Here is a 20,364-nt window from a genome sequence, read left to right as displayed (position 1 = left end):
GGTCAGCGGCGGATGCCGACGGTGTCGGTGCCGTTGCCGTCCCAGTCGCCGACGAAGACCTCGTCACCGGAGCGGCCGTAGTCCTGCTCGATCTCGGCGACCGTGGACGTCAGCGAGTTCGAGACGAAGAACGTGATCCCACGCCGCACCGCGAACGTGTCGACCGCGTCACCGTCCCAGTCACCGACGTACACCTCGTCCGTGGCCCGGCCGTAGGCGAGCTCGGAGTCCGCGTTCCCACCGGTGAGCGAGTTGGCGATGAAGTACCGGTTCCCCCGACGCACCGTGAACGTGTCGATCGCGTCGCCGTCGTAGTCACCCACGAGGACGGCGTCGGGGGCGCGGCCGTAGTCCAGCTCGGTCTCCGCGTCCCCGGACTCCAGGGTGTTGGACACGAAGTAGCTGTTCCCCCGGCGCACGGCGAAGGTGTCCACGCCGTCACCGTCCCAGTCACCCACGAGCACCGTGTCGCTCGCCCGGCCGTAGTCGAGCTCGACGTCCGCGTTCCCGCCGTACAGCGAGTTGGACAGGAAGTAGCTGTTCCCGCGACGGACCGCGAGCGAGTCGCTCCCGTCACCGTCCCAGTCACCCACGAGCACCTCGTCACCGACCCGGCCGAAGGAGAACTCGTGCTCCGCGACCGCGTCCCAGCCGTCGTTGAGGTAGAACCCACGCCCCGGAGTCGGCGGCACCGGGTCACCCGGCTCCTCGGGCTCCTCCGGCTCCTCGGCGCTGCCGGCGGTGGTGAAGCTCGAGACCGGGGAGACGGCCGAGCCGCCGGTGGCGCTCTCGGCGACCGCGTACCAGCCGTAGGACGTGCTCGGCTCGAGGCCGGCCCACTGCGCGGTGGCGGTGCCCTCGCCCGCGACGTCGGCGGAGCCGATGACGTCGTCGGTGAGGACGGCGACGGAGACGGCGTCGGTGGCGATCGAGGTCGTGCGCGTGGACAGGTCGACCGGGACGGTGAACTCGTCCTCGGAGCCGTTGTAGCGCTCCTTCGGGTCGAACTCGGTGGCGCCGTGGTTGTCGAGCCACGGCGAGTAGGTGTCCACGGTCATCTCGGAGCGGTCGACGTCGAACTGCAGCAGGCGCAGGAAGCCGGTCATGAACTCACCGTCGACCTCGTAGGCCTGGTAGTCCGCGAGGAGCTCGACGACGTTGTGCCCGGGCTCGGCCACGTCCGTGCGGACGTTCATGCCGACGCCGTGGATGTGCCCGGTCAGGGTGAGAAAAATGTTCGGGCTCTGCGAGACGACCTCGTCGTAGATCCGCTGGCCGTCGGGGTTGGCGAACGGAGCCCCCCGACCGTCGGGCGAGTCCGAGCCGTTGAGGTAGTCGTGCGAGGCGAGGATCGCGTTGCGGTCCGGGTGATCGGCCAGCGTCTCGCGGGCCCAGGTCAGCTGGGCGTCGGAGGCCCAGAACGGGAGGTGGACCGCGATGAACTCGAGCCCGCCCGCGGTGAACAGGTCGTAGTGCGCGGAGTTGTCCCCCTCGCGCCACGGGCCGCCGTACTCGGCGTTCTCCCAGCCCTCGGACAGCGCCTCGTACCGCTCCGGACCGAAGTACTCGTTGTACAGGTCGTTGTCCAGGCCGTAGACGTTGTCGTGGTTGCCGGGCAGCACGCCGTTCGGCATGCCGGAGTCGTCGAGGATGCCCTGCAGCTCGTCGGCGAGCTCGAACTCGCCACGCACCTGCTCGTTCCACTCCTCGTTCTCGGTGAGGATGAAGTGGTTCTCGGTGATGTCACCGGTGTGGAACGTGTAGGCGATGTTGCGCTCCTCGGCGTTGTCCACCACCCAGTTGACCATCCCGCGGTACGCGGCCTCGAAGTTCGCCCGCTCGGTCTCGTCCTCGCGCTGGATCGCACCCTCGGTGTAGTACTGGGTGTCGGTCATGTGCACGAGCGAGAAGTCGTACGTGCCCGGGTCGCGGAAGGCGCCGTCGGGGGCGTCGTCGATGTCGTCGGCGAACGGGTCGTAGCCCTCGACGAGGAGGTGCACCTCGCCGGCGTCGACGTGCTGCATGCCGACGGTGCCGCCGAGCCGGGTCTCGGCGCCCGCGGTGCCGCGGGTGTCGCCGATCTGCTCCCAGGACGCCTCGGTGACGTCCCAGGCGTAGAGCCGCACGCCGCGGGCCGGGTCGACCTCACCGGCCCACGAGAGGACCATCTCGTCGTCCTCGGCGGCCTCGACGGGCACGTCGAAGCGCTGGAAGGTGACGTCCTCACCGGCAGGGCTGCGGAGCACCTCGCCGTCGACGCTGTCGAGCGCGTCGGTTGCTGCCTCCTCCTGCCCGGTGAGGTCGAGCTGACCGAGCGGGACCTCGCGGAGGGTTCCCTGGTGGGCGGCGCTCGGCGCGGCGCTGTCCGCCGCGTAGAAGGTCGTCGTGAGGTCGGCGCCGTTCGGGTCGGTCACCTCGGCCGACAGCTCGACGGCGTCGCCCACGTCGGTCGTGCCGTCCGCCGGCGCGAGCTCACCGAAGGCGGGGGTGCTCGGGGCGGTCGTGAACGCGACGACGTGGCGCGCGCCGTTCCCGAGCCGGTCCTCGGCCTCGACGACGAGCTCGTGCTCGCCGGCCACGAGGTCGTCGGTGGCGAGGGTGTCGCCGGCCGTGACGGGCTCGCCGTCGAGGGTGAGCACGGTCTCGCCGCGCAGGCCCGCCTCGTCGGCGACCTCGGCCGCGATCGTCAGGTCGCCGATGACAGTGTCGCCGGCGGCGGGGCTCGACGAGACGAGCGCGGGCCCGGTGTTGTCGACCGTGTAGGTGTGGGTCGTCTCGGCGCCGGACTCGCTCGCGGCGGTGACGACGTGCTCGCCGTCCGACAGCGAGGTGGTGTCGAGCCCGTGGAGCAGGCCCGAGTCGTCGCCGGGCTCGCCGGGGATGGTGAAGGTGAGCTCGACGGACTGGGGGCGGTCGGGGATGTGGCCGCAGTTGCCGTCGCCGAGGGTGATGACGGGGTGCTGCTCGTCGTCCCGGATCCGGGTGCCGTCGGCCAGCTCGAGGTTGAAGTTGGAGACGCCGAAGTCGTCGTAGTTGAGGCCGCAGGACCCCGGCGTGGCGCCGGAGTGCAGGACGATCGTGTTCTGGCCGTGCACGAGCAGGTCGTAGGGCACGGGGATCTGCGTGGTCTCGCTCACCCAGGTGTCGAGGATGGCGACGCGCGAGCCGTTGACGATGAGGTAGTTGCCGTTGCCGCGCGCCATGGAGTTCGACCCGACGCCGGCCTGGAAGTAGGCGACCTCGTCGCCGCCGAGCGTGGGCGCGGATACGAGCTCCTCGCCGTCGACCGCGATGGACGCCACCGGGTCGTCGGCCGAGGTGCGGGCGGCGACCAGGGTCTCCGCACCGGCGATGCGGGTCCCGTCGGCCGGGGTGAGCGTGGGGGCGCCGGAGGCCTCCTGCTCGGGGGTGGCCGTCGCGGCCTCCCACTCGGTGGGAAGGACGGGGCCGGCGGCCTCGTCCTCCGCCGTGGCCGGTGCGTCCGGCTCGAGCGGGGCCGGGCCTGGTACGGCGGCGGCCGGTAGTGCGACACCGATGAGGGCGGTGCCGAGCGCCGCCGCGGCGAGGCGGCGCGATCGTGCGTGACTCATGTGACTGCTCCTTGAGGGGTGGAACCGGGCAGCGCAGCCCGGCGCGCGCACATTGCGCCGCGTGAGCGACCCGGGGACGTCCGAGATGTGACGAGCAAGTGAACTGACCTGCGACGATGCGTACGATGTCCCGAAATTCGGCCGGATCATGCGCCTGTCGGACGGCGTGCGCAGATGAGCGTTCTCGCCCGACCGACCTCCGCGACACAGAACCGCTCCGCGGAGCGTGAGCGGCGGCACATGGGGAGCGCTCCCCCGCCCGCGCGGGCACGCGAGGTCGTGCCCACGGCGCCTCGCGCGGCAGGATGCGCGCATGAGTCACACGCCCGCGGCGCCCATGTCCGCACCGGCCTCCGCGGGCCACGCGAACGGCAGCGTCTCGCCGTACGCCGGCGCCTCGCCGTACGGCAACGCCGGACCGAGCACCAACGCCTCGCCGTACGGCAACGCCGGACCGAGCACCAACGCCTCGCCGTACGTCAACGGCCGTCCCGCCACGAGCGGCGCGAGCGCCGCGACCGCCGCACGCACCACGGAGTCCGGCCCCGCGGCCCCGCGCAGCACGGGCCGCCTCGTCGGCCTCGACCTCGCGCGCGGCATCGCCGTTCTCGGCATGGTCACGGCGCACGTCGGCTACACGACCGACGACCTGTCGACCCTGTCCGGCTGGCTCGGGTTCGCCCACGGCCGCAGCTCGATCCTCTTCTGCCTCCTCGCCGGCGTCTCGCTCGGCATCCTCACGGGCGGGCGCACGCCGTACACGGGCGTGCGGGCGCTCCAGTCGCGCACCCGCATCCTCGTCCGTGCCGTCCTCCTGCTCGCGATCACGGCGCTGCTCGCGATGCTCGACACGTTCGTCGCGCTCATCCTCGGCTTCTACGCCGTGTGGTTCATGTTCTCGCTGCCGTTCCACCGGTGGCGCGCCCGCCGGCTCCTCGTCGTCGGAGGGGTGTGGACGCTCGTCGCCGCCATCGCGAAGCCGTACCTGCTCACGCTCATCACGGCGTCGGGGATGGTGAGCGACTCCTGGGGCGTCAACGGGGCCGTCCTCGACGCCCTGCTCGGCCTCTACCCCGGCCTCGTCTGGTTCGGCCTGGTCCTCGTCGGCATGGGGGTCGCGCGGCTCGACCTGCGCAGCTGGAAGGTGCTGCTCATCCTCCTCGGGGCCGGGCTGCTCTCGGCGGGCGTCGGCTACGGCGGCGGGGCGGCGTTGCGCGCGGCGAACGTCGGCACGATGGCGTTCGGCGAGGAGAGCGCGGACGACCCCTTCCCCGGCGAGCAGCAGTCCGGCCAGTTCCTCTGGGTCGGCGAGCAGCCGGATGCGGTGATCGACGAGTCCTCCCCCGGCGCCGGCGACGCGACGACCGGCGGCGGCGAGCCGTGGCACTTTCCCGGGCTCCCGGGGGCCACCTTCGACACGGACGTCGTCTGGCCGGGCACCCTCGACCTGTTCCAGGCCACGGCCCACTCGGCGTCGCCGGTCGAGATGGTCGGCTCCGGCGGCGTGGCCCTGACGATCCTCGCGGCCTGCCTCCTCCTGCCGCGCGTCGTCCACCTGGCGCTGCTCCCGATCCGCGCGATCGGGACCATGTCGCTCACCGCGTACTCGGCCCACGTCATCGCCATCGACTGGTGGCCGGACACCTTCGCCACGTTCGAGGAGACGAACCGGCCGCTCGCCTACCTCGCCGGCGGGCTCGCGATCGGCTGCCTCGCCTGGTACCTCACGCTCGGCCGCGGGCCGCTCGAACGCCTCATGCACGCGGCTTCCGTCCGGGCCGCCCGCACGGACGCCGGGGAGCGAGTCTCCCCGGTCGCGCCCAGCCCGGGCACGCACCCATGGCCGACGACGAACGGCGCCTCCGCCTCGTACGCCGCCCCCGCTCCGTCCCGGGCGCCCGCCGCGGGCCGCCCCGACGTCGAGGACACGTCCCGGTTCGCCCCGCCGCCCGTTCATCCGGCGGACACCGGTCCGGCCTAACCTTCGCGGGTGACCGCACCCCCCACGCCGTCGGCTCCCCCGGGCCCGTCCGGCTCGCTCGACCGGCGGCTCGGACTGCCCGGGGCCGTCGCCATCGGCCTCGGGTCGATGATCGGCGCCGGCGTCTTCGCCGCGTTCGGCCCCGCGGCTGGAGCGGCCGGCGGCCTGCTCCTCGCGGGCCTCGCGATCGCGGTCGTCGTCGCGCTGTGCAACGCCACGTCGACGGCGCAGCTCGCCGCCGCCTACCCCACCTCGGGCGGGGCCTACGTCTTCGGCCGCGAGCGCCTCGGCGAGTGGGCCGGGTTCACGGCCGGCTGGGGCTTCGTCATCGGCAAGACGGCCTCGGCCGCCGCGATGGCCACGACCTTCGCCGCGTACGCGGTCCCGCCGGGGTTGGCGCGGCCGGTCGCCGCCCTCGCCGTTCTCGCCCTCACCGCGGTCAACCTCCGCGGCATCAGCCGCACCGCCCGGGCGGCCGCCGTCATCGCGGGGGTCGTCCTCGCGCTTCTCGTCGTCGTGCTCGTGGCGATGTGGGCCGGCGGGGGCGCGGACCCGGGCACCGCCCTCGGGAGCTGGGACGCCCCCGGCGGCGCGTACGGCGTGCTGCAGTCCGCGGGACTGCTGTTCTTCGCGCTCGCGGGGTACGCGCGGATCGCCACGCTCGGCGAGGAGGTCCGCGACCCGCGCCGGACGATCCCGCGCGCCATCGTCACCACGCTCCTCGCCGTCGTGCTCCTGTACGCGGTCGTCGCGCTCACACTGCTCGGCACGCTCGGGCCGGGCGACCTCGCCGCCTCGGCGGCCCCGCTCGTCGACGCCGCCCAGGCAGCCGGCCTCGGCCCGTGGTCGGAGGGGCTCGTCCGCGTGGCCGCGGCCGCCGCCTGCCTCGGGGCGCTCCTCGCCGGGCTCGCGGGGGTCTCCCGCACGGCGCTCGCGATGGCCCGGCACCGCGACCTGCCCGGGGTCCTCGACGCCGTGCACCCCGTCCACAAGGTGCCGCACCGGGTGGAGATGGTCATCGGCGCGGTCGTCGCCGTCGCGGTCCTGCTCGTCGACCTGCGCGAGATGATCGGCTTCTCCTCGACCGGCGTGCTCGTGTACTACGCGGTGGCCAACCTGTCCGCGCTCACGCAGGCGGGCGACGACCGGAGGTACCCGCGGGCGCTGCAGGTGGTGGGGCTGATCGGGTGCGTGGTGCTGGTGGCCACGCTGCCGTGGACCTCGCTCGTGGCCGGCCTCGCGGTCCTCGCCGTCGGCCTCGCGGGCCGGGCGGTCGTCGTCTTCCGCCGGCGCAGCTGACGGGGCGTGACACCCTGGGCCGGTGACCACCTCCCCCGAGCCCGACGTCGAGACGCCCGCCGCCCCCGCGCCGGAGGCGCCGTCGTCGGACGAGGTCGCCGGTCCGCCGCTCAACGTGCTCCTCGACCGCCTCGAGGACGAGGCCGACGGCACGCCCACCGGCGACGCGATCCTCGAGGGCTTCCTCGACTGGGTCTCCTCGACCGGCCGTGAGCCGTACCCGCACCAGGAGGAGGCGCTGGTCGCGCTGGCCACCGACGCCCACGTCGTCCTCGCCACGCCGACGGGCTCGGGGAAGTCGCTCGTCGCCGTCGGGGCCCTCACGCACGCGCTCGCCCAGGGCCGCCCGGGCGTCTACACGGCGCCGATCAAGGCGCTCGTCTCGGAGAAGTTCTTCGAGCTCGTCGACCTGTTCGGCGCGGCCAACGTCGGCATGGTCACCGGCGACAGCTCGATCAACCCCGACGCCCCGATCATCTGCTGCACGGCCGAGATCCTCGCGAACACGGCGCTGCGCGAGGGGCCCGACGGTCCGACGTCGGAGGCCACCGTCGTCATGGACGAGTTCCACTACTACGCGGACCCGCAGCGCGGCGGTGCCTGGCAGATCCCGCTGCTCGAGCTGCCCCACGCCCGGTTCCTGCTGATGTCCGCCACGCTCGGCGACGTCACGTGGCTGCGCGAGGACCTCACGCGGCGCACCGGCCGTGAGGTCGAGCTCGTCGACGACGCCGTACGGCCCGTCCCCCTCACCTTCACGTGGTCGGTCCAGCAGCTGCAGGACCTGCTCGTCGAGCTGACCTCCACGCACCGGGCTCCCGCCTACGTCGTCCACTTCTCCCAGAAGGACGCGGTCACCCGCGCCCAGGCGCTCACCTCGGTGAAGATCGCGACCCGCGAGCAGCGCGACGCCGTGGCCGAGGCGATCGGGGACTTCCGCTTCGGCCCCGGGTTCGGTGTCACCCTGTCCGGCCTGCTGCGCAAGGGCATCGGCGTCCACCACGCGGGGATGCTGCCGCGCTACCGCCGGCTCGTCGAGCGCCTCGCCCAGCGCGGCCTGCTCCCCGTCATCTGCGGGACCGACACCCTCGGCGTGGGCATCAACGTGCCGATCCGCACCGTGGTCCTCACGGCGCTGACGAAGTTCGACGGCGAACGGGTCCGCCACCTCACCGCCCGCGAGTTCCATCAGATCGCGGGGCGTGCGGGGCGCGCCGGGTTCGACACCCTCGGCGAGGTCGTCACGCAGGCGCCGGAGCACGAGATCGAGAACGCGCGCCTCCTCGCCCGCGCCGGCGACGACGAGGCGAAGAAGAAGCGGATCCAGCGCAAGAAGCCCGAGCCGGGCCTGGTCAACTGGACCGAGAAGACGCACGACCGGCTCGTCGAGGCCACCCCGGAGCGGCTGACCAGCCAGCTCCAGGTCAGCCACACCATGATCCTCGCGCTGCTGGCCCGCCCCGGGGACCCGGTCGCCGCCGCGTACCGCCTGCTCACGGACAACCACGAGCCGGACACGCCGCGGAACATGCACGTGCGCCGGGCGATCGAGATCTACCGGTCGCTGCGGCTCGCCGGCGTGGTCGAGCATGCCGACGCCGCGTGGCGCCGGGCGCACCCCGGCGAGCCCTACGTCCGCCTCACCCTGGACCTGCCGAAGAACTTCGCGCTCACCGCGCCGCTGGCCCCCTTCGCGCTGGCGGCGATCGACCTGCTCGACGTCGAGGACGAGCTGCACGCCCTGGACGTGATCTCCGTCGTCGAGGCCACCCTCGAGAACCCGCGCCCCGTCCTCTACGCGCAGGAGCGCGCCGCCCGCGGCGAGGCGATCGCCGCGATGAAGGCCGAGGGCGTGGAGTACGAGCAGCGGATGGAGGCGCTCGAGGAGGTCACGTGGCCGCGGCCGCTCGACGAGATGCTCACCGCCGCGCTCGCGACCTACCGCCAGTCCAACCCGTGGGTCGCCGACCTCGAGCTCGCCCCGAAGTCCGTGGTCCGCGAGATGGTCGAGAGCGCGTCGACGTTCTCCGAGCTGATCTCCCGCTACGACCTCGGCCGCTCCGAGGGCGTCGTGCTGCGCTACCTCACCGACGCCTACCGGGCCCTGCGCCAGGTCGTGCCCGACGCGCACCGGACCGAGGCCGTGACCGAGATCGTCGACTGGCTCGGCGCGCTCGTGCGGTCGGTCGACTCCTCGCTGCTCGACGAGTGGTCGGCGCTGGCCGACGGCACGGTCGACCCAGGGGACGCGCAGGCGGCGGCGCACGCGGTCGGGGGGCTCGAGGAGCCGCGGCTGGGGGCCGACGCCGACGGCAACGTGGCGCTCACGCGCAACACGCACGCGTTCCGGTCGGCGGTCCTGCGGGCGAGCACCGCGTACGTCCGGCAGATCGCCAACGACAACCCAGGCGCGCTCGCTCGGCTGGTGGCCGGCTCCGGCTGGCCCACCTCTTCCGTCGAGAGTGCGGTTGGGAGCAACCCTTCCGTCGAGATTGCGGTTGGGAGCAAACCTTCCGTCGAGATTGCGGTTGGGAGCGTGGCGGCGGCCCTGGCGCCGGGCGCACCGGTGACCGAGGACGACTGGACGCGGGTCCTCGACGACTTCTACGACGCCCACGAGTGGCTCTCGACCGGGCCCGACGCGACCAGCCGCCAGGTCGTCACGGTGACGACCGACCCCGACGACGCCGACCTCGAGCTCGCGGGCGTGGACGTCGACGCGGCCCCGGAGCCGGGCGAGCGGCGCTGGTGGCTCGTCACGCAGCGGCTCGTCGACGAGAACGAGGAGCTCGACTGGGCGCTGACGGGGGTGGTCGACCTCGCGGCGTCGGACGAGGCGGGTCGCGTCATCCTCGCGGTCGTCCGCGTGGCCGCCGCCTCCTGACCCCCGTTCGTCGAGATTGCGGTTGGTGCACGTCGAAACTGCGGTTGGTGCGACACACACCGCGATCTCGGTGCGCACGAACCGCACTCTCGATGACGGGACCTGTCGAGAGTGCGGGTGTGGCCCGCGAACCGCACTCTCGACATGGTCCGGGCGGGGCACGATTCGCGCTGTTCGTCGTCGTCGGGTCGATCGAAGGGATGACACCGCGCGTCGATCGGACGGCGGACGCCTGCCCCCTCCCCGCCTGCTTGACTCGGTGCCGTGACATCCGACGGCCCGAAGGGCGAGAAGCCCGGCGACGAGAGTGAGCTGCGCCCCGTGACCGGCTGGCAGTGGCTCTGGCGTGCGCAGCTGGGCACGACGCTCGGCGGGACCACCTGGGACGTCGACGTCGACCTGTTCGACCTCTCCGAGAAGGTCCACCTCTACCGCGACGGCGTGCAGGACCGCGTCCAGCGCGGCAAGTCTCGGTTCGAGCTCCCGCACGGGCATCGGATCGAGGTCGCGTGGAGCACGTACGGCCTCTCGCGCGCACACCTCGTCGACGCCGTGGGTCAGGAGGTCCAGCTCGAGCCGCGCCCCGGGACGGGCGAACGGTGGCGGGCCGACCTCGAGCGCGAGCGCCCCGCGGCCAGCAGGCTCCTCGCAGTGGTCTCGTGGACGATCCTGGCCCTCGCGCTGCTGCTGGAGCTTCCTCAGCTCGTGCAACTCGTGTCCGGCTGGACCGGGTGGTTCGACTTCACCTCACCGGTGTCCCTGCCGAGCTGGGCGAACGTGACGCTCATGGTCGCCGGCGTCGTCGCCGCGCTCGAACGGGCCCTCGGGATGCGCAACCACTGGCTGCTCGACGAGTAGGCGCGCCGACGAACCGCAATCTCGGTAAGCACGAACCGCAATCTCGATGAGCACCAACCGCAATCTCGACGACAGCGGGACCGACTGGCACGCGTGAGGTGAGGCTCGCCTCACCCTCTCTTGACGTTGTGAGGTAAGGCTCACCAACCCATCGCCCGACGACGAACGACGCACACCCAGGTCGGCACGTGAGGCCAGCCTTTCCAACGGTGACAAGCACCTGGGCGCGGCGTACGGTCAGTGTCATGACCCTCTTCCTCGACCCCGCCCCGAGCGGCACCATCCGTCCGAAACCTGACGTCCCGACGTCGAAAGGCGCCTCGCCGGACGCCCCCTCCGAGCACGCCCTGGCCGCTGCGAGCGCCCACGACGAGCGCGTGGGGTCGAGCGCGCGCCTCAACCAGCTTCGCGCCGGGGTGCTCGGCGCGAACGACGGCATCGTCTCCGTGGCCGGCCTCGTCGTCGGGGTCGCGGGAGCCAGCTCGTCGGTCACCGCGCTCGCCATCGCGGGCGTGGCCGCGCTGGTGGCCGGCGCCCTGTCGATGGCCGCCGGCGAATACGTCTCGGTCTCCACCCAGCGCGACACGGAGCGGTCGATGATCGCGCGCATCCGCTCCGGGCTCGCCACGGACCCCGAGCGCGAGCGCCTCGCGCTCATGGGGTCGCTCGAGCACACCGGCGTCCCGGCCGAGCTGTCCGGCCAGGTGGCCGACGCGATGACCGCGCACGACGCCGTCGACGCCCACCTCAACGTCCGGCTCGGCATGGACGAGGAGCAGCTCGTCAGCCCGTGGCAGGCCGCCGTGGCCTCGCTCGTGGCGTTCACGCTCGGCGGCCTCGTCCCGCTCGCCGCGATGCTCCTGACCCCGGTGTCGCTGCGGGTGCCGGCGACGATGCTCGCCGTCGTCGTGGCGCTCGCCCTCACCGGGCTCGTCTCCTCCCGCCTCGGCGAGGCCGCGCAGGGTCGCGCGACCGTCCGAACGATCGCGGGCGGACTGATCGCCATGCTCGTCACCTACGGCATCGGCTCGCTCGTCGGCGGCGCGATCGGCTGACGGTCTCGCGCGTCGGGGCCGGCCGGGGACGCCGATCCCGGACCGGCACGACGGGAGCGCCGGATCAGCCCGGTCGTTCGTCGTCGTCCCGGCGAGCGCCCCCGCTCGGCAGGACGGGGAAGATGTCGGGCCGCGGGAAGCCGGCGCCCTCCACCGCGTCGGTGACCTCGGCGGCGATGCGTTCGGCGTCGGCGGCGTCGACGAGCGCGATCGACGCCCCGCCGAACCCTCCCCCGGTGAGCCGGGCGCCGTGCGCGCCGGCGGCCACCGCGGCGTCGACGGCGGCGTCGATCGCCGGCACCGAGACCTCGAAGTCGTCCCGCAGGGACGCGTGCGCCTCGGTGAGCACCGGCCCGACCGCGCGCGGCTCACCCGCCGCGAGGAGGCGCGCGACCTCGTGGCACCGGGCGGTGTCGGTCACGACGTGCCGCATCCGGCGCAGCTCGACGTCGGGCATCCGCCCCGACCAACCGGCCACCTCACCCGGCGCGACCTCGGCCAGGTGCTCCACCCCGGCGATCCGGGCCGCCCGCTCGCACTCGGCCCGCCGCGTTCCGTAGCCACTGGTGGCGTGGTCGTGGCGCACGGTGGAGTCGACGACGAGGATCGCGAGCCCAGCGTCGTCGAGGTCGAGCGGGACCTGGGACACGGTGCCGCGGCCGAAGTCGAGGAGGATGCCGGCCCCGGGCCGGGTGAGCAGCGCGGCAGACTGGTCGAGCGTGCCGGTCGGCGCCCCGGCCACCACGTTCTCCGCGCGCTGGCACACCCGCACCATCGTCTGCCGGTCGAGGCCGAGGCCCCACAGCTCGTCGAGGGCCACGCACATCGCGGCCTCGACCGCGGCCGACGACGACACCCCCACACCGACAGGGACGGTCGAGTCGATCCACGCGTCGAACCCGGACAGGCCGTCGAGCGGTCGGACCTCCCCGAGCGCCCAGACGACGCCAAGGGCGTAGGCGCCCCAGCCCGTCGGGCGCTCCGACCCGCTCGCGAGCCCGCCGAGATCGAACGTGACGGAGTCCGGGGAGAAGCTCGTGCCGGCGCGCACCACCCCGTCCTCGCGCAGGGCAACGGCGACCCGGGCCCGACGGTCGATGGCGAACGGCAGGCTCGCGCCGCCGTTGTAGTCGGTGTGCTCGCCGACGAGGTTGACGCGCCCGGGGGCCGACCAGACGCCCGTCGGTGCGTGCCCGAACGTGGCGGCGAAGGCGTCGCGCAGCCCGGTGGCGCTCAATCCAGTGGAGCTCGACCCTGTGGCGCCCGTGCCGTCACTCATCCGAGCCGTCCCCGTCGCGCGCGGCCTCGTCGGCATCGAACCGAGCCGCGTCCGCGTCGACCCGTGCGAGCGCCTCCCGCAGCCGCTCCGCGCCGGCCTCGGGCACGATGTCGGCAACCCAGGCGCCCATCGCGGCCTCGGAACCCGCGAGGTACTTCAGCCGATCCACGGCGCGCCGCGGAGAGGTGATCTGCCAGGTCAGCCGGACGTCGTCGCGCCCCTCGCGCACGGGCGCCTGGTGCCACGCGGCGATGTACGGCGTCGGGGTGCCGTAGAGGGCGTCGACCGCCCGCAGCAGGCGCAACGACAGTCCCGCGAGCTCGGTGCGCTCGTCGTCGTCGATGGCGGCGAGGTCGGGGATACGACGTCTCGGCTGCACGTGCAGCTCGATCGGCCAGCGGGCCGCGAAGGGCACGTAGGCGACCCACCGATCGGTCTGCGCCACCACGCGAGGGCCGGCGAGCTCGCTCGCGAGCACGTCGCCCTGGAGGTCCCCGCCGTGGGCGCGCACCTGGTCGAGCAGTGCCCGCGTGCGCGGGGTGACGTAGGGGTAGGCGTAGATCTGGCCGTGCGGGTGGTGCAGGGTCACACCGATCTCGACGCCGCGGTTCTCGAACACGACCACCTGCTCGACGCCGTCCATCGCGCTCAGCTCCGCCGTGCGCTGCGCCCACGCGTCGATGATCGTGCGGGCCCGCCGCTCCGTCTGCGTGGCGAACGAGCCCGTGCGGTCGGGGCTGAAGCAGACGACCTCGCACCGGCCGACCGCGTCCCGCACCTGCTCGAGGCCGCCGGTCTTCGCCGGCTCGCCGAGCCCCGGTCCGAACGACGGCGAGCGGTTCTCGAACACCGCCACCTCGTAGTCGTCCGGGATCTCGCTGGGGTTGGTGGGCGTCTGCGGCGCGAGCGGGTCGAACTCGGCCGGCGGCAGGAAGGCGCGGTTCTGCCGCGCGCTCGCGACGGTCACCCAGTCCCCCGTCAGCGGGTCGCGCCGGAGCCGGGGTGTCGCGGGCCGGGGGGCGAGGGTGCGCGGGTCGGGGCTCGGCACGCGCGGAGGAGCACCGGGCGCGTCGAAGTAGATGAGCTCGCGGCCGTCGGCGAGCGCCGCCCGGGTCATCGTCGTCCCGGTCGTCGTCGTCCCGGTCGTCGTCGTCCCGGTCGTCGTCGTCCCGGTCGTCGTCGTCCCGGTCGAGAGTGCGGGTGAGGGCGCGGGCCCGTCGCCCGAGGGGGTGCTGCTGACCACGTCGTCTCCGTCGGAGGTGTCCGGTTCGTCGGCACATGGCATGCCGTTCCATGACGCTACCGCGCCCGCGGGTACCCGTGTCACAGCCCGACGTCGGACGGTCCCGCGCTCCGGCGTACCGACCGGTGCCGGGGACCGAGCACGCGAGCTCACGGACCGGTCGTCCGGCGTCGGAGGCATCTCCGACGCGACTCCCCCGCAGCGATAAGGTGCCCCGATGACCGAGTCCGACCTCTTCGCGCGGATGCGCACCGTGCGCGACCGCGTGGTCGCCGCCGCGGATGCCGCCGGCCGCGACCAGCGCGAGGTCCGCGTGCTCGTCGCGGTCAAGACGCAGGCGATCGCCGACATGCTCGCCGTGCTCGACGCGGGCGCCACGATCCTCGGCCACAACCGGGTCGACGAGCTTGTCACGTCCGGGCCCGAGCTCGCCGCCCCCGAGGTCCACAGCCACGAGATGCATCTCATCGGGCACCTGCAGTCGAACAAGATCAACGCGGCGCTGCCGTGGACCACGTGCGTGCAGTCCGTGGAGTCGCCCCGACGCGCGCGCAAGATCGACGAGGCAGTCGGGCGCCGCCTCGACGCCGGGGACGGGATCGGGCCGCGGGCCGAGCAGCGTCTGCTCGACGTGATGATCCAGGTCAACACCTCGCGCGAGCCGACGAAGCACGGGGTCGAGCCCGCGTCCGCCGTCGACCTCGCCGCCTACGTCGGCCAGTGCGAGAACCTCCGGCTGACCGGTCTCATGACGATCGGCGCCAACAGCCCCGACGCCGGACTCGTGCGGGCCTCCTACACCGAGCTCGCCGAGCTGCGCGAGCGGATCGGTCAGGAGGTCGGCGGGCTCGGGGCGCTCGAGCTGAGCATGGGGATGTCGAGGGACATCGAGCCGGCCGTCGCCGCCGGCGCGACGATCATCCGCGTCGGCACGGCTGTCTTCGGCCCGCGCCCCACCCCCGCGTAGGGAGTCCCGCCACCCGTTCGTCGAGATTGCGGTTGGTGACCGTCGAGATTGCGGCTGGTGACCGTCGAGATTGCGGCTGGTGCACACCCGACACCACAACCCCACGCCCGACGACGAACGGCACCCGTCAGGACGAGCTCCGCTCGTCCGCGACGAAGGCCGTGATCTCGTCGGCGACCTGCGTCCCCTCGCGGACGAACAGCGCCGGCCGCCCGATCGGTGCGTCAACCTCGACCTCGGTCACGCCGTCGTCCTCCCCGTGCACGCCCCCGCTCCACGCATGAACCCAACGACCGGGCGGCAGCACGGCCTCCACGCTCTCCGCCCCGGGCTCGAGCACGGGCGTGAGCAGCACGTCGGGCCCCATCGCGATCTCGGCACCCGCCCCCTCGAGGAGCTCCGCACCCCCGTGGATCATCCACGGGTGGTGCTGCGCGGCGCCGAGCGGATCGTCCTCCGTCAGCCGGGCCCGCTCGGGTGCGAGCGCGACGAACAGCCGCGCCGACGCTGCGAGATCCGCGGCAGTCTCCGCCGATCCCGCCGCCTGCACCACCTCTGCCGGCCGGTTGCCCTCGTGCGTCCTCAGCACCGGCCCGAGCACCGAGAGCTCACCCCATCGGGCGAGCAGCTCGTCGTCGCGCCCGATGTCCGGGACCACGGGTAGGGCGAGGGAGGTGTACCCGCCGACGTCGGAATGCATCTGCGCCATCCCGCTCGCCGCGGTCGCCTGCAGCATCGCCGGGACCGAGGCCAGCCCGTCCTCCGCCGACCAGTCCTGCATCTGGTCCCCGAGCCACAGCGCGTCCGCGGCCCCGGCGGACGCCGAGTGCCCGCTGCGGTGCCACACGAGCCCCTCGGACTCGAGCCCGGCAAGCTCGAGTGCCCGGGCGTTGACCTCCTGCCAGAGCACGGGCCAGGCGGCGCGCCACTGCTCGCCGGACCCGGCGTCGAGCACGGCGTCCGGCGGCGGCCCCTCGGCGAAGTCGGCCATCCACCCGCTCGCGCCCGCGTCGGCCACCTCGTCGGCGATCACGCGGGCGAACCACTCCCGGGCGTCCTCGCTGGTGAGGTCGACCATCGCCGCGTCGAACCCCTGCTGGTCGAGCTCGTACACCTCGCCCGCGGGGTCGAGGACGAGGTGCCCGAGCTCGGCGGCCTCGGCGTGCAGGTCGCGCCCGCCCCGCTCGGCCGCGGCCGCCCCGCTGTCCGCCGTGACGAACGCGTTCGTGTACGTGAGTACCCGGATCCCCTCGGCCTCCAGCTCCGCGACGAGCTCGTCCCACCCGGGATAGCGCTCCTCGTCGAGCACCCAGTTCCACTGGAGACGGTCGCCGAACGAGGTCACGCGCCGCCCCGTCCAGTCCTGCAGCCACACCGCGGCGACCGGCACGCCCGCGTTCCGCAGCGTCTCGAGCTCGGCGCGCACCTCGTCGGTCCCGCCCTGGAGCCCGACGATCGCGCCCTCCTGCGTCCAGCTCGGCGGCGGGTCGGCCGCCCCCGCCCAGCCCGACTGGATCTCGACCGCCTCGAGCGGCGTCCCCGCGGCAGCGAGCGAGAACGACGCCTCGTCCGCCCAGACCTCCCACACGAGACCCTCACCGGTGAGGTCGACGCTCGCGATCCGCTCGCCCCGGTAGGCGAGGCTGCGCGCCTCGCTCGTCACGTTGACGCCGCTGACCAGGTAGGTCGTGTCCTGCCCGCCCGCGGCGGCCTCCGCCAGGTCAACGGCGAACGACAGCGGCTGGTTCCCGCGCCCGACTCCCTGCTCGCGAGAGACGATCGGCACCCGCCGGCCGCGCAGGTCGAAGTCGCCGCTCTGCGCGCCGAGCCCATGCACGCTCTCGTCCTCGGCCAGCACGGAGGAGAGGTAGAGCCGGTTCGGCGCGCGGCCGTCCGCCTCGCCGTCGCCGGACTCCCCAGCGGCCCCCTCCGCAGCGATCCGCACGTCGACGTCGAGCCGCCCGGGCGCCCCCTCGCTCAGCGCCATCTCCCAGCCGACCGGGCCGAGATCGCCGTCGTCCCCGGTCAGGGTCCCGGTCAGCCGCAGGGTGTCGCCGTCGGGCTCGACGGAATCGATCGTCTGCGCCGCCCACGTCGCGTCGTGCTCGTCGTCGATCCGCAGCAGTCCGACGTCGTCCCGGTAGGTCGTCTCCCCAGCCGCCGCGGTGAGGAACGCGTCCCCGGGCGCGGTCTCCCAGACCGGGCCGTCGGCGTCGTCGTGCGTGACCGTGAGCGAGTCCCCCACGACGACGTCGAACCCCCCGACCTCCCACGTCCCCCCGTCCCCGGCATCGAGGTCGCCCGTGGGCGGATCGGCGAGGTCGGTCGCCGGTGGGGGTAGTCGCCACAGGATCCCCGCGGTCACGCCGACGACCAGGACGAGTGCGACGACGAGCGTGATCCGGCGCCATCGCCTCGGGCGTCGTCGCCCCCGTCGTCGCCCGGCATCGCTGCTCGTCACCGCGTCATCGTAGGTCCGCGTCGCGTTGTGGCCCGGACCGCCTGGTGGCAGCGTGGAGACACTTGCCGACGAAGTGGGCACGACGATGACCATGCGACCGCAGGAGACCGCCACCCGCGACCGCCGTCCGCTCGACGGGATCTGGGACTTCGCCCTCGACCCCGACGGCCGCGGTCGCACCGACCGCTGGTTCGCCGGACGGCTCCCCGGCGCCCGGGACATGGCCGTGCCCGCGAGCTACAACGACCTCGTCCCCGACCGTGCGGTCCGGGAGCACGTGGGCGAGGCCTGGTACCAGCGCACGGTCCGTGTCCCGCGGGGCTGGGCCGGCGAACGGATCGTCCTCCACCTCGAGTCTGCGACGCACCGCGCCACCGTGTGGGTGGGCGAGACCGAGGTGGTCTCCCACGAGGGCGGCTACACGCCGTTCGAGGTCGACGTCACCGTCCACGTACGCCCCGGGGAGACCGTCCGCGTCACCGTCGTCGTCGACAACACGCTGACCTTCCGGTCGATCCCGCCGGGCGTCGTCGAGGACACCGAGGACGGGCGCCGCCAGACCTACTGGCACGACTTCGTCAACTACGCCGGGCTGCACCGCTCGGTCTGGCTCCACTCGACGCCGCGCGACCACCTCACCGACATCACCGTCGTCCCCGGCCTCGACGGCACCACCGGGACGATCGACTGGCTGGTCGAGGCGTCCTCGCAGGCCACGGAGACGGTCGCGGTCATCCTGCGGGACGCCGACGGCCGGGTCGTCGCGGAGGACGACGCCGAGGCCGGCCCGGGCGGCGCCGCCGGCACGCTCACCGTCCCGGACGTCCACCGCTGGGCGCCCGGGAACGGCTACCTCTACGACCTCGAGGTGCGGCTCATCGACGGCGAGGAGGTGCTCGACAGCTATCACCAGAGCGTCGGCGTCCGCACGGTCGAGGTGCGCGGCACCGAGCTCCTCATCAACGGCGAGCCGTTCTACTTCCGCGGCTTCGGCATGCACGAGGACCACGACGTCATCGGCAAGGGGCACTCCGACGCCCACCTGGTCCACGACACCGAGCTCCTGCACTGGATCGGCGCCAACTCCCTGCGCACCTCCCACTACCCCTACAGCCAGGACGTCCTCGAGCACGCCGACCGGCACGGGCTGGTGGTCATCGACGAGGTGGCCGCCGTCGGGCAGAACATGGGACTGGGCGGCGGGATCTTCGGCGCGCAGGGGTACACGACCTTCTCGCCGGAGACGATCAACGACGAGAGCCGCGAGGTCCACGCCCGGGCGATCCGCGAGCTCGTCCACCGGGACAAGAACCACCCGAGCGTGGTGCTGTGGTCGATCGCCAACGAGCCGGAGTCGGACACGGAGGCCGCCGAGGCGTACTTCCGGCCGCTGTTCGCGCTCACCCGCGAGCTCGACGCCACGCGCCCGGTCGGGTTCGTCAACGTCATGCTCGCCCCGCACGGGACGTGCCGGGTCTCGCAGTTCGCCGACGTCCTCATGCTCAACCGCCACTACGGCTCGTACGTCCACACCGGGGAGCTCGCCGCCGCCGAGCGAGCCTGGACCGAGGAACTCCAGGCGTGGGCGACCGACCGCAAGCCGATCATCATCACCGAGTACGGCGCCGACACCCTGGCCGGGCTCCACTCCGACCCGGCCGAGCCGTGGAGCGAGGAGTACCAGGTCGAGTACCTCGAGATGAACCACCGGGTGCTCGACTCGATCGACGCCGTCATCGGCGAGCACGTGTGGAACTTCGCCGACTTCGCGACCAAGGCCGGGGTCATGCGGGTGGGCGGCAACAAGAAGGGCGCGTTCACCCGCGACCGGCGCCCCAAGGCGGCCGCGCACGCGCTGCGGGAGCGCTGGCGGGCGGCTCGCGATCGAGACGCAGGGCCCGACGACGACCACCGCACCGACCGACCCGCGCGGTAGTCGCCGCCGAGCGGTCAGCGGATGGTGAATCCGCCGTCGACCACGAGGTCGGCGCCGTTGATCATCGCCGCAGCATCGGAGGCGAGGAACACGGCGGTCGCCGCGATCTCCTCGGGGTAGGCGAAGCGGCCGGTCGGGATCTCGGCCTTGTGCGCGTCGCCCTTCGGGCCGGCCCACGCCTTGCGGCCCATGTCCGTGAGGACGACGGTCGGCGAGATCGTGTTGACCGTGACGCCGCGGCCGCCCCACTCGTTGGCGAGGTTCCGCGTCAGGCCGATGACGCCGAACTTCGAGGCGCCGTAGGCCACGTGCTGGTCGAGGGCAACACTCCCTCCCTGGGAGGCCATGTTGATGACGCGGCCCTGACCGGCGGGCAGCATGTGCCGGGCCACGGCCTGGGCCACGAGGAACGAGCCCGTGAGGTTGATGTCGATCGTCTTCCGGAAGTCGGCCGCGGGGAGCTCCTCCGCCGGGCCGAGGAGGGCGATCCCCGCGCTGTTGACGAGGATGTCGATGCGCCCGGTCTCGGCGATCACCGCGTCGACGGCGCGCTGCACCGACGCCTCGTCGGAGACGTCGCAGGCCTCGGCGAGCCCGCCCTCGAGGTCGGCGACCTTCGCGGCGGCGGCCTCGCCGTCGAGGTCGAGGACGGCGATCCGGGCGCCCTTCGCTGCGAAGGCGTCGACGATCGCGGATCCGATGCCGGCGGCTCCGCCGGTGACGAGCGCAACCTTCCCGGCGAGGCTGAAGTCGAGGTCGACGGTAGGTGCGGTCTCGGACACGGTGGTCTCCTTCGTTCGGTCGACGATCC

The 20,364-nt window shown here is 73.3% G+C and carries 12 protein-coding genes; 7 read left to right on the top strand and 5 right to left on the bottom strand.

What is annotated here, in order from left to right:
• Positions 1–2 precede the first annotated feature (2 nt).
• A complete protein-coding gene (locus tag ACPYO6_RS16280) occupies positions 3–3,590 on the bottom strand; it encodes a hypothetical protein (protein WP_425715843.1) in 3,588 nt (1,195 codons plus the stop codon).
• 313 nt (positions 3,591–3,903) lie between these two features.
• Between ACPYO6_RS16280 and ACPYO6_RS16275 the strand changes: the two genes are divergently transcribed.
• The 5 genes from ACPYO6_RS16275 (at position 3,904) to ACPYO6_RS16255 (ending at position 11,667) form a co-directional block, all read left to right on the top strand.
• On the top strand, positions 3,904–5,571 hold the full coding sequence (locus ACPYO6_RS16275) for a heparan-alpha-glucosaminide N-acetyltransferase domain-containing protein (protein WP_425715841.1): 1,668 nt from the start codon (positions 3,904–3,906) through the stop codon (positions 5,569–5,571).
• Positions 5,572–5,580: 9 nt separating this feature from the next.
• On the top strand, positions 5,581–6,870 hold the full coding sequence (locus ACPYO6_RS16270) for an APC family permease (protein WP_425715840.1): 1,290 nt from the start codon (positions 5,581–5,583) through the stop codon (positions 6,868–6,870).
• Positions 6,871–6,892: 22 nt separating this feature from the next.
• On the top strand, positions 6,893–9,754 hold the full coding sequence (locus ACPYO6_RS16265) for a DEAD/DEAH box helicase (RefSeq protein WP_425715839.1): 2,862 nt from the start codon (positions 6,893–6,895) through the stop codon (positions 9,752–9,754).
• A 264-nt stretch (positions 9,755–10,018) separates the two neighbouring features.
• Positions 10,019–10,612: a hypothetical protein gene (locus ACPYO6_RS16260; RefSeq protein ID WP_425715838.1), complete on the top strand. Its 594-nt coding sequence runs from the start codon at positions 10,019–10,021 to the stop codon at positions 10,610–10,612.
• Positions 10,613–10,857: 245 nt separating this feature from the next.
• The gene (locus ACPYO6_RS16255) at positions 10,858–11,667 is read left to right on the top strand and encodes a VIT1/CCC1 transporter family protein (RefSeq protein WP_425715837.1); all 810 of its coding nucleotides are present in this window, start codon (positions 10,858–10,860) and stop codon (positions 11,665–11,667) included.
• A gap of 64 nt (positions 11,668–11,731) precedes the next feature.
• Here the strand turns inward: ACPYO6_RS16255 and ACPYO6_RS16250 are convergent, their stop codons facing one another.
• Entirely contained in the window at positions 11,732–12,946 is a 1,215-nt protein-coding gene (locus ACPYO6_RS16250) for a galactokinase (protein WP_425715836.1), read from the bottom strand.
• Positions 12,939–14,063, bottom strand: coding sequence for a galactose-1-phosphate uridylyltransferase (gene galT / locus ACPYO6_RS16245; protein WP_425715845.1), 1,125 nt, complete (start codon positions 14,061–14,063; stop codon positions 12,939–12,941). Before galT ends, ACPYO6_RS16250 begins: the two co-directional genes overlap by 8 nt.
• 343 nt (positions 14,064–14,406) lie before the next feature.
• Here galT and ACPYO6_RS16240 point away from each other — a divergent pair, with 343 nt between their 5' ends.
• On the top strand, positions 14,407–15,156 hold the full coding sequence (locus ACPYO6_RS16240) for a YggS family pyridoxal phosphate-dependent enzyme (RefSeq protein WP_425715835.1): 750 nt from the start codon (positions 14,407–14,409) through the stop codon (positions 15,154–15,156).
• A 127-nt stretch (positions 15,157–15,283) separates the two neighbouring features.
• Here the strand turns inward: ACPYO6_RS16240 and ACPYO6_RS16235 are convergent, their stop codons facing one another.
• Positions 15,284–17,617 carry an alpha-glucosidase gene (locus tag ACPYO6_RS16235; RefSeq protein WP_425715834.1) on the bottom strand — a complete coding sequence of 778 codons (2,334 nt, stop codon included), beginning with the start codon at positions 17,615–17,617 and terminating at the stop codon, positions 15,284–15,286.
• A gap of 85 nt (positions 17,618–17,702) precedes the next feature.
• On the opposite strand from ACPYO6_RS16235, the gene uidA reads away from it, so the two are divergent.
• Entirely contained in the window at positions 17,703–19,553 is a 1,851-nt protein-coding gene (gene uidA / locus ACPYO6_RS16230) for a beta-glucuronidase (protein WP_425715833.1), read from the top strand.
• A gap of 14 nt (positions 19,554–19,567) precedes the next feature.
• Here the strand turns inward: uidA and ACPYO6_RS16225 are convergent, their stop codons facing one another.
• The gene (locus tag ACPYO6_RS16225; RefSeq protein WP_425715832.1) at positions 19,568–20,335 is read right to left on the bottom strand and encodes a GolD/DthD family dehydrogenase; all 768 of its coding nucleotides are present in this window, start codon (positions 20,333–20,335) and stop codon (positions 19,568–19,570) included.
• Positions 20,336–20,364 lie beyond the last annotated feature (29 nt).

Origin of the sequence: Georgenia sp. Z1344, from assembly GCF_049856295.1 — a bacterium.
Taxonomy (GTDB): Bacteria; Actinomycetota; Actinomycetes; order Actinomycetales; family Actinomycetaceae; genus JB111.
This window is presented reverse-complemented; position numbering and strand designations above follow the sequence as displayed.